The organism is Streptomyces sp. NPDC058632 (genome assembly GCF_042717095.1).
Lineage (GTDB): Bacteria > Actinomycetota > Actinomycetes > Streptomycetales > Streptomycetaceae > Streptomyces.
The window spans coordinates 36,250-51,420 of sequence record NZ_JBHXQZ010000060.1 but is presented as its reverse complement, the minus strand read 5'-3'; the positions used below and the strand labels follow the sequence as shown (position 1 = coordinate 51,420).

Annotated in this window: 10 protein-coding genes; 5 read left to right on the top strand and 5 right to left on the bottom strand. The window is 72.4% G+C overall.

The window, feature by feature from the left end:
• The first annotated feature begins 321 nt into the window (after nucleotides 1–321).
• Nucleotides 322–1,761, top strand: coding sequence for a PP2C family protein-serine/threonine phosphatase (locus tag ACFWVE_RS22585; protein ID WP_384016705.1), 1,440 nt, complete (start codon nucleotides 322–324; stop codon nucleotides 1,759–1,761).
• A 55-nt stretch (nucleotides 1,762–1,816) separates the two neighbouring features.
• Here ACFWVE_RS22585 and ACFWVE_RS22580 read toward each other — a convergent pair whose 3' ends face one another.
• Nucleotides 1,817–3,313, bottom strand: coding sequence for a hypothetical protein (locus ACFWVE_RS22580; protein ID WP_384016702.1), 1,497 nt, complete (start codon nucleotides 3,311–3,313; stop codon nucleotides 1,817–1,819).
• 234 nt (nucleotides 3,314–3,547) lie between these two features.
• On the opposite strand from ACFWVE_RS22580, the gene ACFWVE_RS22575 reads away from it, so the two are divergent.
• Both ACFWVE_RS22575 and ACFWVE_RS22570 read left to right on the top strand, forming a co-directional pair.
• Nucleotides 3,548–4,696 carry an aminoglycoside phosphotransferase family protein gene (locus tag ACFWVE_RS22575; protein ID WP_384016699.1) on the top strand — a complete coding sequence of 383 codons (1,149 nt, stop codon included), beginning with the start codon at nucleotides 3,548–3,550 and terminating at the stop codon, nucleotides 4,694–4,696.
• Between the two features lie 331 nt (nucleotides 4,697–5,027).
• A complete protein-coding gene (locus tag ACFWVE_RS22570) occupies nucleotides 5,028–7,019 on the top strand; it encodes an N-acetylmuramoyl-L-alanine amidase (protein WP_384016696.1) in 1,992 nt (663 codons plus the stop codon).
• 73 nt (nucleotides 7,020–7,092) lie between these two features.
• Here ACFWVE_RS22570 and ACFWVE_RS22565 read toward each other — a convergent pair whose 3' ends face one another.
• The 3 genes from ACFWVE_RS22565 to ACFWVE_RS22555 form a co-directional block, all read right to left on the bottom strand.
• The gene (locus ACFWVE_RS22565; RefSeq protein ID WP_384016692.1) at nucleotides 7,093–7,590 is read right to left on the bottom strand and encodes a hypothetical protein; all 498 of its coding nucleotides are present in this window, start codon (nucleotides 7,588–7,590) and stop codon (nucleotides 7,093–7,095) included.
• A gap of 103 nt (nucleotides 7,591–7,693) precedes the next feature.
• Nucleotides 7,694–8,608, bottom strand: a complete 915-nt coding sequence (locus ACFWVE_RS22560; RefSeq protein WP_384016689.1) for a universal stress protein — start codon at nucleotides 8,606–8,608, stop codon at nucleotides 7,694–7,696.
• Nucleotides 8,609–8,789: 181 nt separating this feature from the next.
• The gene (locus ACFWVE_RS22555) at nucleotides 8,790–9,032 is read right to left on the bottom strand and encodes a DUF397 domain-containing protein (RefSeq protein ID WP_384016686.1); all 243 of its coding nucleotides are present in this window, start codon (nucleotides 9,030–9,032) and stop codon (nucleotides 8,790–8,792) included.
• Nucleotides 9,033–9,743: 711 nt separating this feature from the next.
• Between ACFWVE_RS22555 and ACFWVE_RS22550 the strand changes: the two genes are divergently transcribed.
• Both ACFWVE_RS22550 and paaK read left to right on the top strand, forming a co-directional pair.
• Nucleotides 9,744–11,600, top strand: coding sequence for a sulfatase (locus ACFWVE_RS22550; RefSeq protein ID WP_384016683.1), 1,857 nt, complete (start codon nucleotides 9,744–9,746; stop codon nucleotides 11,598–11,600).
• A 208-nt stretch (nucleotides 11,601–11,808) separates the two neighbouring features.
• A complete protein-coding gene (paaK, locus tag ACFWVE_RS22545; protein WP_384016711.1) occupies nucleotides 11,809–13,107 on the top strand; it encodes a phenylacetate--CoA ligase PaaK in 1,299 nt (432 codons plus the stop codon).
• 34 nt (nucleotides 13,108–13,141) lie between these two features.
• On the opposite strand, the gene ACFWVE_RS22540 is transcribed toward paaK, so the two are convergent.
• Complete coding sequence (locus ACFWVE_RS22540) at nucleotides 13,142–14,638, bottom strand: acyl-CoA synthetase (protein WP_384016680.1); 1,497 nt, start codon at nucleotides 14,636–14,638, stop codon at nucleotides 13,142–13,144.
• Nucleotides 14,639–15,171: the final 533 nt, after the last annotated feature.

Sequence of the window (15,171 nt, the reverse complement as noted above, 5' to 3'; positions counted from 1 at the left end):
GCCGGATTCCGGCCGGGCACCCCGGGACGGAGGACCGCGCGGATCGCTTCCGCAAACGAACGCCTATCCGCCGAACATGTGCACGTGCGGGAAATGCAGACCAGAACCCTCATCAAGTCACTTACGCCTCAGGAAAGTTGACCTGCCGTGCCGGCATCCGGCGCATACCCTCGAGTAACTCCGCGAAGACGGTGGCATATGCCAAGGGCACGACCTTAAGGTGTCTTGCCGAATCCCTTACAGGGCGTCGCGGGCTGTGCAACAGTCGTAACGGTCCCTCCGTCCGACTCCGGCCCGAACCGTCCCACATCGGAGTGCGTCATGCCGCCCCACCTCTCCGCGGACCGCTCAGCAGCCCAGCCGCCAGGACGCGGCCCGGTCGAGGCGCTCATCTCGCAGACCCGGCGGCTCAGGGGCGAGGTGGACGCCGTACGGCGCGGCACCCCTGCGGACACCTCGGACCCGCGGGACCGCTGGCGGCGCGCCCTGTACGAGCTGGCGCTGCGCCGGCTCGACGACCTGGACGAGCACCTGGCACAGCTGCGGGACGGCCCGCCGCCCGTCCCCGCGCCGGCCGCTCCCGCGGGGACGGCGCGGCCGCCCACCACGGCGTCCGCGCCGAGGCAGGGCGCCCTGCTCAGCCGGGTCGGCAGTGCCGAGTGGAACCTGCTGACGGACGAGGCCAGTTGGTCCGGGGAGTTGTACCGCATCCTGGACCGCGACCCTGCCACCCCGCCGCTCACACTCGACGAACTGCCGTCGCTGGTGCACGACGAGGACCGGCCGAGGCTGACGGCGATGGTCACGGGCTGCCTCGTCGACGCCCGGCCCATCGACGGGGAGTTCCGGCTGATACGCCCGGACGGCAGCGTCCGGACCGTGCACATGATGGGCGAACCGGTTCTCGGGTACGACGGCAGCACCGCCTCGATGTGGGCCGTGCTGCGGGACGTCAGCGAACTGCGCCGGTGCCGACGGGCGGTCGGCGAGACCCGTGACCCGCTGCACCACCGGGGACAGCACGCGGCGCGGCCCGAGCACCGGATCGCGGTCGAGCTGCAGGAAGCCGTGCTGCCGGCCTGGCGCGGCTCCCTGCGGCTCCCGCGAAGGGGGCCCCGGACCCTCGACGTCGCCGCCCGGCACCTCCCGTCGGCGACGGGCGCGGCAACCGGCAGGGACTGGTACGACGCCCTCGAACTGTCCGACGGCACCACCCTGCTCAGTGTCGGCGGGCTGACCGGTCAGGGCGTCGGCGTGGCCTCGAGGATGGCGATGCTGCTCGGTGCCATGCGCGGCATGGCGATGTCCGGCACCGATCCCGGACCGCTGATGGCCTGCCTCAACCGGTTACTGGACGCCACCGGGCAGCCCGCCCTCGGCAGCGGCCTCTGTCTGCGCTACCGGCCCGAGAGCCGCTCCCTGACGTGGGCTCAGGCCGGACACCCCGTCCCACTGCTGTTCCGCGGCGGAACGGGGTGCGCGCTGGACGCCCCGGACGGCGTCCTGCTGGGCGCCACCCCGGCAGCCTCCTACGGGCAGGCCGAGGAGATCCTCGAGGCCGGCGATCTGCTGCTGCTGCACACCGGCGGACTGGTGCCCGGACGGTCCGGGGCCGCGTCCGTGCGCCGGCTGATCGGCCTGGCACCACAGTTCGCGGAGAGCCGCACCGCGCAGGACTGCCTGCTGGCCGTCCTGCGGGAGTTCGGGGACAGAGAACGCGAGGACGATGCCTGCGTGCTCGTCGCCCGGGTGGCCCCGTAGGACTCAGCGGGCTCGTACCACCCGTACGCCTCGTGAGCAGGGCGCCCCGGTCCCCCTATGCCCGTGCGCTGTTGCCCCCCTTGCCCCTGGGCCTCGGCAGGGTCGCCCTGATCTCCTCCCGCAGTTCCTGGATCCTGGGATACGAGGAGTACTCGGCGGTGAGCCGGTACATCTCGCGCAGCCGGTCCCAGGTGCGGCGCGAGGAGTTGGAGCCCATCGACATCAGCGCGAGCCGCGCGTACCGGTCCGCCTGTTCCGGGTCGTCGGCGATGAAACATGCGGAGGCCATGGAGAGATGGTCGAAGATCTTCGACCGTTCCCGGCCGTCGATGCGCAGGGACAGCGCCTTCTCCGCGTAGTGCTGGGCGTGCACCGCCGCGCCCGGTTCGAACTCGGCCAGCGTGCGGTAGGCCAGGGCGTGCATACCGTACAGATCCTCGTCCTTGAAGATCTGCATCCAGTCCGGCGGCTCCTGGTCCCTCCCCCGGTCGGAGGCGAACAGGTCCTCGGCCCGGCCCAGGGTGCGGCGCATCGCCTGTCCCCTGCCCATGGACGCCTGTGCCCAGGCCTCGATGGTGTGGAACATCGCGCGGGTGCGCGGCAGTACTTCCTCGCCCGAGCCCGAGTGGGCGAGTTTCAGCAGGTCCAGGGCGTCGTCGGGACGGCCCAGGTGAACCATCTGGCGGGCCGCGCGGGACAGTGCCTCCCCCGCGCGCGGCCGGTCGCCGCCCTCCCGGGCGGCGTGCGTGGCGATGACGAAGTACTTCTGCGCCGTGGGTTCCAGGCCGACGTCGTGCGACATCCACCCGGCGAGGACGGCGAGGTTGGCGGCGACGCCCCACAGGCGCCGCTGGAGATGAGGTGGGTGGTGGTAGGCGAGCATGCCGCCCACCTCGTTGAGCTGGCCGACCACCGCCTTGCGCTGGAGGCCGCCGCCCCGGGCCGCGTCCCAGGCGCGGAACACCTCCACGGAGCGCTCGAGTTCCTCGATCTCCTGGGACCCGATGGGGGCGGCCTCGTACCGGTCGATTCCGGCGGCGTCGGCATGCGCCGGACGGTCGGGCCGGTGAGCGTCTGTGGTCAGGACGGGGTCGGTGTGCAGCCAGTCGTGCATGGCGCCGGTGAGTGCGGATCCCGCGGTGAGCGCGGCGCCCGCGCCCACCAGGCCTCGTCGATTGAGCATGAGGTCCATTCCCGTGAATTCGGTGAGGACCTCGGCCGTCCGCTCGGGCGCCCACGGCATTCCGTCGGGATGTTCGGTCTTCCCGCCGCTCTGCCGTTTCCCCGTACGCCCGTGCCGGACCAGACCGAGATCCTCGATGGTCACGACACGGCCGAGACGCTCGGTGAACAGGGCCGCCAGCACCCGCGGTACGGGATCACGCGGGATCTCTCCCTTGTCGATCCACCGCCGCACCCGGGAGGTGTCGGTCGCCAGCTGGGGATGGCCCATGGCCGCCGCCTGCCGGTTGACCAGCCTCGCGAGTTCACCCTTGGACCAGCCGGCCAGGCCGAACAGGTCCGAGAGCCGGGTGTTGGGTTGTCCGCTCACGTCAAGCCCCCAGGTTCTCGGCTGAGTTGACAGTAGTCCGGTGAAAGGTGCCGGGCGACTATTCGCCAGGGTTCGCCAGGGTTCGCCAGATGGTGTGCCAGGGGTCGACGGGTGTCGAGTAGGAACGCGCCACCACGACCCGGTCTCCGCCGGGGCATTCCCCAGGATGCACCTGGGCGACCGGGCCGTGTGGTGCGCTGACGTCGCAGGCACACGAAGGGATCTGTATCGCCCATGTACGCAGCATCGTCCTCCGTGTCCGCACCGCCCCGGCCGCTCCGGCCGCCCCGGCCGCGTCCGTCGGACAGCGGTCCCTACCTCGCCCCCGCGCGCCAGGCGGCCCCCGTGCTCGGTGCGGGCACCGCCCGGCGCGCGCCGGGCGCCGGCCCCCAGCAGCTCAGTGGGCGGCTCGACCTGTCCGGCCCCCAGGGCGCCCAGTTGCGCTCGGCGATCGCGTCGGTGCACCGCATCTGCCCGGAGTTCGCGCCGGCCCAGGTGCTGCGCCGCAACGGCCGGTCCGTTCTCCTGGTCGGTACGACGGGCCGGAGCACCGCGGTGGCCAAATGCTTAACGGATCACTCGCCCGCCTGGTCCGAGCGGTTCCGGCACGAGATAGCGGCCTACCGCTCGTTCGTCCGGCACCGCCCGCCTGTGCGGGCGCCCCGGCTGATCGCGGCGGACCCGGACAACTGCACCCTGGTCATCGAGCGGATGCCCGGCCGGGTGGCGGCCCTGCAGCGGCATCCGGTGGAGGCACCGCCGCGGGCGGACATCAGGGCGGCGCTCGGCGCGATCTGCCGGCTGAACGCATGGCGCCCGCCCGCCGGTACGTTCGACGCCCCGCTGGACTACGCGGCGCGCATCGCCCGCTACCACGAGCTGGGTCTGCTCACCGACCGGGACATGGACGATCTGCAGAAGCTGCTGCACGGCATCGCGCAGACAGCCGGGCGCCAGGGCATGGGCCAGTTCTGTCACGGCGACGCGCTGCTCTCCAACATCCTGATCTCGCCGGCCGGTCCCGTGCTGGTGGACTGGGAGCACGCGGGCTGGTACCTGCCGGGCTACGACCTGGCGACGTTGTGGGCGGTCCTCGGGGACGCCCCGGTGGCGCGCCGGCAGATCAGCCAGATCGCGCAGTCGGCGGGCCATGCCTCACGCGACGCGTTCCTGGTGAACCTGATGCTGGTGCTGACACGTGAGATCCGCACCTACGAGACGGCCGTACAGCGTTCGATGCACGACGCGCCCCCGGTGGCGCCGAACACGGCCCGGCCGGGCGCGCTGCCGTCCGGCGAGGAGCAGCGGCTGCTGCTACGGCGGCTGCACGACGACTGTCAGATGGCCCGCAAGGCCGTGCGCGCGGCGGTCGGCACGCGCTGACCCGCCGGGGACATGCGAAGGCGCCGCACGCCTTCGCATGTCCCCGGCGGGTTCCCCACGGGTCCCGGCACGATGTCGGCACGTCTTCGACATTTCACAACCGGTTTCCGGTGCCATCGGTGTACGCCACTGATGTGCCGCAGGTCTCCGGGCCGCCGCCACGAAAGTCCCGTGGGCCCTGGACGACAGGGGAATCACACTCCTCCTGGGCATGATTGACGGATCATCGGCCAGCCGGTAGCACAGTCGCACCCGCAGGCCCCGTACGAGTCACCCGTACGGCCCTACGGCTCGTACGGCCCGTCCCGCCCGATCGTCCCAGGAGACCGCGTTGCGAGGATCCCCCGTCCGACCCGGCCGTGCGCCGGCCGTCGGTGCCCGCCCTGCCCGCCGTACGGCCGGTGCCCTGGCCGCGGTGGCGCTCACTCTGCCGCTGCTCGGCGCGGCCCCGTCCGCTGTCCCACCGGATGCCGGGCCGTCCGACGAGACCCGGCTGCAGGAAGCTTTCGGCGCTGCGGCCGCCGCGTACGAGGTGCCGCGAACCGTGCTGCTGGCCGTCTCCTACCTCCAGTCCCGCTGGGACACTCACGACGGCGCGCCGAGTGTGACCGGTGGCTACGGCCCGATGCACCTCACGGACGCCCGCACCGCGTCGGCGTCGGTGACGTCGCATCACGACGAGGGGACGGAGGATCCCCGGGGCGACGAGGCCCGTCCCGCGCTGCGTCCCCAGGCGCACGTGCCGCGCACCGCCGCCGCCCTCCCCGACCGGCTGGCCACCCTGCCGAGGGCGGCCGAGCTGACCGGGCTGAGCGCCGAGCGGCTGCGCGACGACCCGGCAGCGAACGTGGCGGGCGGCGCCGCGCTGCTGGCCGACGCCCAGCAGCAGCTGGGCATGGCGCCGAGCGAGGATCCGGCCCATTGGTACGGCGCGGTGGCCCGCTTCTCCGGCGCGGACGACACCGCGTCGGCGGCGGCGTACGCGGACGACGTCTACTCGGTGATCCGCGCCGGTGCGCACCGGGTCACGGACACGGGAGAGCCGGTCGCCCTGGCCGCCCGTCCGGATCTCGCCCCGGACCGGTCGGCGCTGCGCCGCGCCGGTCTGCGGACCGTGTCCGCAGGCTCCGCCGGCACGGAGTGTCCCGCGACGGTGTCCTGCGAGTGGATCCCGGCCCCGTACGAGGAGTTCGGGGACGGTGACTACGGCAACCACGACCTGTCGGACCGTCCTGCCTCGCAGCCGATCCGGTACATCGTCGTCCATGACACCGAGGGCGCCTGGGAGGGCGTTCTCCACATGGTCCAGGACCCCACCTATGTGTCGTGGCACTACAGTCTGCGCTCGACCGATGGTCACATCGCCCAGCACGTGAAGGCGAAGGACGTGGCTTGGCACGCGGGCAACTGGTACGTCAACGCCGGATCGATCGGGCTGGAGCACGAGGGCTTCCTGACAGAACCGGACGCCTGGTACACCGAGGCGATGTACCGCTCCTCGGCCCGGCTGGTGCGGTATCTCGCCGAGAAGTACGACATCCCCCTGGACCGGCAGCACATCCTCGGCCACGACACCGTGCCCGGTACGACCGCGGCGACCGTGCCCGGCATGCACACCGACCCCGGGCCCTACTGGGACTGGGCGCACTACTTCGAGCTGCTGGGCAGCCCTTTCGTGGCCACGGCCGGGAAGAGCGGCGGCCTGGTGACGATCCGCCCCGACTACGCCACCCACGGCCCGGTGTTCACGGGCTGCGGGAGCGCGGGCGAGCCGTGCGCGGCGCACGGGTCCAGCGCGGTGCGGCTGTACTCCGACCACGACGAGAAGTCCGCCCTGATCAGGGACATCGGCCTGGGTTCGCATCCGACGACCGGGGTGAACGACCTGTCGTCACGGGTGTCGGCCGGCCAGCAGTACGCGGTCGCCGACCGGTGGGGCGACTGGACGGCGATCTGGTACCTGGGGCAGAAGGCCTGGTTCAGGAACCCGGAGAGGCAGTCCACCGCGGTGCCCGCCGCGGGCCGGGTCGTGACCCCGAGGAAGGGGCTGGACTCCGTGCCGGTGTACGGACGCGCCTACCCGGAGAAGGCCGCCTACCCGGAGGGGGTGCCCGCACAGGAGGTGTCCCCGCTGCCGTACACGCTGCCGAAGGGCCAGCAGTACGTCACCGGGGACAGGATGCCCGGTGAGTACCTGTACGCGGTGGCCTTCGACCGGTCCTCGCACCAGGTGGTCAGGGGCAAGGAGCTGTACTACCAGATCCAGTTCGGCCACCGGGTCGCGTTCGTGCGGGCGGCGGACGTGACGGTGAAGCAGGCGTAGCGGCGGCCGTCCCCAACCCTCGATTCCGGCCCTCGTTCCCGGCCCTCTGTTCCCCGCCGGTGAGCGGGGCCGGTCAGCCCTGCTGGAACAGTTCGGCGGGCAGCGGCTTGAGGAGGGTGTACAGGTCGTCGGTGATGGGGCGGTCCCAGGCGGCGATGGTGACCAGCACGTTGTCGCTGCGGTCGAACTGCACGCAGGAGATCCGGCTCTCGGAGAGCTTCACCCGGCGCACGATGAGCAGGTTGTCGCCCTGCATGACGGGCACGTCCTCGGTGCCGACGACGGTGACCTCCTCGTCGTTCTCCAGCGCCAGCAGCAGCTGCGCGACCTCGAAGGGGACCTCGCCCTCGGGGACCTCGCGGGCCGGGGAGCCCTCCGGCAGATTGCCGATGATCATCGCGGGGCCGCGACCGCCGAACAGGTCGTAGCGCAGGAAGACGCCCTGGCAGGTGCCGTCGGGGGCGGGCAGCAGCCCGGCGCCCAGATTCCCGGGCCAGTCACCCGGGTCCATGGCCAGTACGTCGAAGTCGGGTCCGGCGGGAGTGGCGCTGCGGCGGCGGAGGAACGACATGCCGCCATGGTACGTGCCCGGACCCGCGGGCGGACGGCCGGGCGACCCCGCCACGCTCGCCCGGTCGGGCCTGTGGCCGACGCTGTGCCCGGCTCCCTTTGGACTACCCCTGCGGGGGCGCCGGCGGGACCACCGCGACGGGACTCGCCGCGTGGAGCAGGACGGCCTGGGTGACGGAGCCCATCATGCGGGCCGGTGCCAGCAGGCGTCGCCGGTGGCGTCCCACGACGACCAGATCGGCCCCGTCGGAGGCCTCGACCAAGTGCCCGGCGGCGTCCCCGGGCAGCACCCGGACCTCGGCGGCGACCTCGGGGTGCCGTTCGCGGTGCGGGGCGAGGAAGCCATCGGCGAGGATGCGGGTCTCGTGCTCGACGGCGCCCTGGTCGATCTGCGGCGCGGGCATCTCCCCCGGCAGCATCCAGGTCTGCAGGGGCCACGAATAGGCGGCGACGACCCGGACACCGGCGCCACGCAGGGCAGCCTCACGGAAGGCGAAGGCGAGGGTGGCCTCGTCGGGGCCGTCGACGCTCACGCCGACGACGACCCCGGGGCCGGCTCCGGCGGGCTCGGCGGCCTCGACGGGCGTGCCGGTGTCCCGTTCGGGCCGGGGGACCACGACGACGGGGCATTCGGCGTCCCGGGCCGCGGCAAGGGAGTTGGAGCCGAGCAGCAGGCCGGCGAAGCCGCCGCGGCCTCGGGAGCCGAGCACCAGCAGCTGTGCGGTGGCCCCCAGTTCGGGCAGGACGGCACCGGGAGCGCCGTCCAGGGCGGCGAAGTCGACGGCTGGAAGGCCGGTCCGTCCCTCCAGCCGGCCGCGGACCAGACCGAGGACCGGATCGTCCTCGGGGGCGGGCGGCCCGGCGGGCCCTTCTTCGGGCCGGCCCCAGAGGGCGTACTGGCGTACGTGCGCCACCCGCAGCGGGGCCTCGCGCCGGTGTGCGGCGTCCAGGGCCCACTCCAGGGCGCGCAGACTGTCGTCCGAACCGTCGACCGCCGCGACGACCGGCTGGGTGCTCATGGGGTTCCTCTCTTCCGGACCACGACCCTCACGTTCCCGGGCCGGCCTGGCTCGGGGCCCGGACCGGAAGGGTATCCCTGGTCATGTGTCCAGAAGATGGGCGGCGACACCTGTCCGGCGGTCCTACCGCTCACCGGCCGGCAGGCCCGGGCGCGTGCGTCCCGAAGCCGTACGCCCCGGCTCACGTCAGGTCGAACTCCCCCTCCCGGGCCCCCGACACGAAGGCGCCCCATTCGGCCGGGGTGAAGATCAGGGAGGGACTCTGTGGGCGGCCACTGTTCCGCATGGCGATGAAGCCCTCCACGAAGGCGATCTGGACATCCCCCAGGCCTCGGCTGCTGGACTGCCACTGTGCGTTGCTCAGATCCAGGTCGGGCTTGTCCCAGCCGGTGAGCGGTCGCTGCTGGATGGTGCTTTCGGCCACGTCCGTACTCCTCCCGATTTCCGTCGTCCGCGGCCAGCCTAGCCATCGGTTCCGGCCACCGACAGGTCATGTCGGGGGTCCCTTTCCACAAGGGGCGCGGACGGGCCGGGAGGCGAGGGCCCGCTGCTCGCCAGTCACACGGGGTGGCGGTGGGGGACGCCGGACATGTTGACGGGCAGGTCGCCGCGGAGTTCGGTGGCTCCCCGCCCGGTGGGTGGGAAGGCACATCCGGAGGAGGTCGAGCAGGCCCTCAGGTCCCGTCCGGACGCGGCCGTGGCGCGGGTCCGGACGGGCGGCGGCGCGACCGTCTCCGGAGAAGATCCGGGCCCGCTGCCGGGGCCGTCCGGCGGGATACGGGATTCCGCGCCGACCGGTGACCACGGGAGTCGTCCAGCGGTCGCCGCACGGGAGCGGCTGCCGGTGGGCACGCCGGCACGCGGCGGAGGGCTGAGCGGAGCGGGGTGCGCGTGACGCGCGCGCCGGGACCGCCGGCCTCCCGACGACGGGGGCCGGACAACGGGCTCCGAGCCGCGGAGTTCGACCTGCGGAGTTCGACCTGCGGACTCCGGACCACGGACCCCGGACCCCGGACCCCGGACCCCGGACCGCGCGATTGAACGCAGGATGACGTGTGAACGTACTGGTGGTGGCAGGTCCGTTCGCGGGCCCGCTGTGCCATGCCCTCGCAGTACCGCACGGAAGGACCCCCGGGTGCAGCTCTTCACACGCTCCCGTCAGCTGTCGGACCCCACCGGGAGCGGAGCGGACCCGGCCGACGGCCCGACCGAAACCACTGACCACCCCACCGCCCCCGCCGCCACGCCCAAACCTTCCGAAGAGCTCCCCGACGGCCCGGCAGCCACGCGACGGGACCGCTGGCGCCACGGCCACCCCCGCGCCGCCCGCGGTGTCACCGTCGGGACGACCGTCCTGGCCGGAGCGCTGCTGCTGTTCGCGCTCCTCGTACCGAACCGCGTGGAGCGGCTGTCCCTCGAGGCGTTCCTCCGCATCCCGGCCGAGGGCGTCCTGCTGGCGACGCTGCTGCTCGCGCTGCCGCCGAGGCCCCGGCGGATCACGGCGGTGGTCTCGGGCGTCCTCCTCGGTCTGCTCGCCGTCCTGAAGATGGTGGACATGGGGTTCTACCAGGTGCTGGCCCGGCCGTTCGACCTGGTGCTCGACTGGATCCTGTTCGACGACGCGGCCGAGTTCGTCCGGGAGTCGTTCGGCCGGGGCGGGCAGATCCTCGCCGTGCTCGGCGTGATCGTCCTGTTCGCCGCCCTGCTGGTGCTGATGACGCTGGCGGCGGTGCGGATCACGGACCTGATGGTCCGCCACCGTGCGTCCGCCGCCCGCACCATCCTGGTCCTCGGCGTCGTGTGGATCACCTGTGTGACCCTGGGCGTGCAGATCACCGGCGTCCCGCTCGCCACCAGGGGCACCGCGGAGATGCTGGGCAACCGCCTGGAGCAGGTGCGCGCGGGGCTCAGGGACGCACGGGTCTTCGAGCAGCAGGCCGCCGTCGACGTCTTCGCCGACACTCCGCCGGACCAGTTGTTCACCGGGCTGCGCGGCAAGGACGTCCTGTTCACCTTCATCGAGAGCTACGGCCGGGTCGCGATCGACGATCCGGCGATGGCGGAGCCGATCGACGCGGTGCTGAAGGAGGGCACCGGTTCCCTGAAGGCCGCCGGTTTCGAGTCGCGCAGCGGCTGGCTCAGGTCGCCGGTGACGGGAGCGGGCAGCTGGCTCGCCCACTCCACCTTCCTGTCCGGCCTGTGGATCAAGAACCAGCAGCGCTACCGCAGCCTCACCACCAGCGACCGCATGACCCTCACCAACTACTTCCGCAAGACCGGCGACTGGCGCACCGTCGGCATCGTGCCCGGAGTGCGGCGGGCCTGGCCGGAGGGCAGGTACTTCGGCCTGGACCACATCTACGACTCCGAGCACCTCGGCTACCGGGGCCCGTACTTCAGCTGGACGCCGGTGCCCGACCAGTTCAGCATGGAGGCCTTCGAGCGTCTGGAGCACGGCAGGAAGGACCGTGAGCCGATCATGGCGGAGATCATCCTCGCCTCCAGCCACAACCCGTGGTCCCCCAACGCCCGCATGATCGACTGGGACGACCTCGGCGACGGCTCCGTGTTCCACGGGATCAAGAAGGAGGGTACCGACCCCGCGGAGGTCTGGCAGGACCCGGAGAGGGTACGCACCGAGTACCGCAAGTCCATCGAGTACTCGCTGCGCAGTCTGACCGGGTGGATGGAACGGTACGGCGACGAGGACACGGTCCTGGTCTTTCTCGGCGACCACCAGCCGGTGCCGACCGTCACCGCCGGCAGCACCGGCAAGGACGTGCCGGTCACGATCGTCGCCCACGACGAGAAGGTCCTGGACCGGGTGGCCCACTGGGACTGGACCGAAGGCCTCAAGCCCGCGCCCGACGCCCCGACCTGGGGCATGGACGAGTTCCGCGACCGCTTCATGACCGCTTACGGGCCACAGGGCGGCAGGGGCAGCGGTGAAAACCGTACCGGGAGCGGCGGCTCATCCGGCTCCCCCCGCTGAGCGGAGGTCTCCCGGCCTCGCTCCCCCTCCCTCGCCTCCCTCGCTCCCCCGTCCACGGCGTCCCCGACGCGCGGAAGAAGTGTGCACCGGGCCTTGCCCCGGGCGGGGTCGGGCTGGATTACTGATGCCTGCGAGAGCGACCGAATGATCGGTCGTCCGCATTGGCCTGATGGACGCGACGGATGCGATGAGCGAGGGGAAGTTCCCGATGGCTCAGGCGGTGGACCTGCTCGACCCGGCGGAACGGCTCGGCGTGGAGGAACTGCGGGCGCTCCAGCTGGAGCGGCTGCGGGCCTCCTTGTGGCACGCCTACGACCACGTGCCGTTCTACCGGGCGTCGTTCGACGGGGCAGGCGTCCACCCGGACGACTGCCGCTCCCTCGCCGGCCTGTCCCGGTTCCCGTTCACCACCAAGGCGGACCTCCGGGAGAACTACCCGTACGGGATGTTCGCCGTGCCGCGCGAACGGATCCGCCGCCTGCACGCCTCCAGCGGGACCACCGGGCGCCCCACGGTCGTCGGCTACACCGAGGGCGACCTGTCCATGTGGGCGGACGTGGTGGCCCGTTCGATCCGCGCGGCGGGCGGCCGGCCGGGGGACACGGTGCACGTGGCGTACGGCTACGGCCTGTTCACCGGCGGCCTGGGCGCCCACTACGGCGCCGAGCGGCTCGGCTGTACGGTGATCCCCGCCTCCGGCGGCATGACGGCCCGGCAGGTGCGGCTGATCCAGGATCTGAAGCCCGCGGTGATCATGGTGACGCCGTCCTACATGCTCACCCTGCTCGACGAGTTCGAGCGGCAGGGCGTCGATCCGCGCGGCACGTCCCTGCGTGTGGGGATCTTCGGCGCCGAGACCTGGACGGAGCTGATGCGGCAGGAGATCGAGGAGCGGTTCGCCATCGACGCCGTCGACATGTACGGGCTGTCGGAGGTCATCGGACCGGGTGTCGCGCAGGAGTGCGTGGAGACCAAGGACGGGTTGCACGTGTGGGAGGACCACTTCCTCCCGGAGGTCGTCGACCCCGTCACCGGCGAGGTGCTGCCGGAGGGCGAGCGGGGCGAACTGGTCCTCACCTCGCTCACCAAGGAGGCGATGCCGATCGTGCGGTACCGGACGCGCGACCTGACCCGGCTGCTGCCGGGGACGGCACGGGCGGCGTTCCGGCGGATGGAGAAGGTCACCGGCCGCAGCGACGACATGGTGATCCTGCGCGGGGTGAACCTCTTCCCCACCCAGATCGAGGAGATCGTGCTGCGCACACCGGGCGTGGCGCCGCACTTCCAGCTCCGGCTCACCCGGGAGGGCCGTATGGACGCCCTCACGGTGCGCGCCGAGGCCCGGCCGGACGCGGACACCGCCACCCGCGCGGCGGCGGCCCGGTCCGTCGAGGCGGCCGTGAAGGACGGTATCGGGGTGTCGGTCGGGGTGGAGATCGTCGATCCGGAGACGCTGGAGCGGTCGGTGGGCAAGATCCGGCGGATCGTGGACCTGCGTCCGCGCTGAGCCGCACCGGTCCGCGCCGGGCCGGGTACCGCGCTCACCCGGTGAAACGGTCGCGCAGCTCCCGTTTGAGGATCTTCCCGCTGGCGTTGCGCGGCAGTCTGTCCACGAAGAGCACCCTCTTCGGCGCCTTGAAGGAGGAGAGCCGCTCGCGCGCGTGCGCGATCAGCTCCTCCTCCGTCACCTTGCCGCGCGTGACGACGACTGCGGTGACGGCCTCCACCCAGCGTTCGTCGGGAAGGCCGATCACGGCCGCCTCGGCGACCGCCTCGTGCGTGTACAGCGCGTCCTCGACCTGCCGCGAGGCGACCAGCACGCCGCCGGAGTTGATGACGTCCTTCACCCGGTCGACGATCGTGAAGTAGCCGTGGGTGTCCCGCACCGCGAGGTCCCCGGAGTGGAACCAGCCGTCGCGGAAGGCCTCGGCGGTCTCCTCGGGCTTGTCCCAGTACCCCTCGCACAGCTGCGGCGACCGGTAGACGATCTCACCGGGTGTTCCGTCGGGTACGTCCTTGCCGTCCTCGTCGACCACCCGCGCGTCCACGAACAGCACGGGCCGCCCGCAGGAGCCCATGCGCCCTTTGTGCTCGTCGGGGGCGAGGACGGTCGCCAGCGGGCCGATCTCGCTCTGCCCGAAGCAGTTGTAGACGGCCAGGTCCGGCAGCCGTTCCGTGAGCCGTTCCAGGACCGGCACGGGCATGATCGACGCCCCGTAGTACGCCTTGCGCAGTCCGCTCAGGTCGCGGGCCTGGAAGTCGGGGCGGTCGGACAGGCCGATCCAGACCGTGGGCGGGGCGAACAGGCTGTCCGCGCGGCCCGCCTCGATCAGGTCGAAGATCCGGTCGCCGTCGGGCGCGTCGAGGATGACGCTGGTCGCGCCGACCGCGAGGTAGGGCAGCAGGAAGACGTGCATCTGCGCCGAGTGGTAGAGCGGCAGCGCGTGCACGGGGAGGTCACCGGCCTGGAGGTCGAGGGCGGTGATGGCGCTCAGGTACTCGTGCACCAGGGCGCGGTGGGTCATCATCGCGCCCTTGGGCCGGGCGGTGGTGCCGGAGGTGTAGAGCAGCTGCACCAGGTCCTCGGAGCGCGGCTCGGGCCCGGCGTGGGCGGGTGCCTCGGCCAGCAGCTCGAGCAGCGAGCCGTCGGCGTCGCGCAGGGGCAGCGTCCGTACGCCGTCCGGGAGCCGTCCGGCGAGGCCGGGGTCGGCGAGGACCAGGCCGCTGCCGGACTGGCCGACGAGGTAGGCGAGGTCGTCGCCGGTCAGGTTCTGGTTGAGGGGTACGTGCACCAGGCCGGCGCGGGCGCAGGCGAGGAAACCGATCAGGTAGGCGTCGGAGTTGTGTCCGTAGGCACCCACCCGGTCGCCGGGGGACGGTCCCGCGCCGAGCAGGACGCTCGCCGCGCGGGAGACGGCGGTGTCGAGTGCGTCGTACGTCCAGGCGCGGTCGCCGTACTCGACGGCGATCCGCGCCGGGGTGCGGCGGGCGCTGCGTCGCAGGAGTCCGTCGACCGTGCTGGCGTGTCCGGGCGTCATGGAAGACGATCCTCGGTTCACCGGCGGGGGAGGTCAAGACACCGGGCCGCTCGGCGGCAGGCCGTGCGGACGGTCCGGCTGCGGGCCCCTTCGGCGTTCCGGGCTCGGCAGCTGCCCGCCGGGGTGGGCCCCTTGTCCGGATAGGCGTCGTGGGCCGGCACGGCGTCTGCGGCCGGACGGATCGGCTCAGCCCCGGTCCCGTCGACTTGGGGAGCTTCAGGGTCCTGCCTTTGGCCCGGGGCTTCACGCCCCGGTGGCCGAACGCGCGGGGCCTTCGTGGTTGATCCCGGCGGCGCGGTCGGCCGCGTGCTTGTCCCGCATCCGTTCCACGACGTGCTCACCCTCGTGTGTGCTCACGCTCGCCGGGACACGGGCGATCATTCGGCCGCTCGCCGAAGAAGGATCGAGTTCGCCCTGTACGACCGGCCGTACCCCAGTGACCGGACGCGGCTGTTCCCGGGTGAGCGGTGGGTGACGTCCCGCTTCTGCGAGAAGGACATCCGGTCCTCGCCCGAGCTGAAGGTGGTCCGCGT

Bases quoted from the DNA above. Each gene is read 5' to 3' on its own strand.
- ACFWVE_RS22585 (WP_384016705.1), top strand. From the start codon at position 322: ATGCCGCCCCACCTCTCCGCGGACCGCTCAGCAGCCCAGCCGCCAGGA.
- ACFWVE_RS22575 (WP_384016699.1), top strand. From the start codon at position 3,548: ATGTACGCAGCATCGTCCTCCGTGTCCGCACCGCCCCGGCCGCTCCGG.
- ACFWVE_RS22565 (WP_384016692.1), bottom strand. From the start codon at position 7,590: ATGTCGTTCCTCCGCCGCCGCAGCGCCACTCCCGCCGGACCCGACTTC.
- ACFWVE_RS22560 (WP_384016689.1), bottom strand. From the start codon at position 8,608: ATGAGCACCCAGCCGGTCGTCGCGGCGGTCGACGGTTCGGACGACAGT.
- paaK (WP_384016711.1), top strand. From the start codon at position 11,809: ATGGCTCAGGCGGTGGACCTGCTCGACCCGGCGGAACGGCTCGGCGTG.
- ACFWVE_RS22540 (WP_384016680.1), bottom strand. From the start codon at position 14,638: ATGACGCCCGGACACGCCAGCACGGTCGACGGACTCCTGCGACGCAGC.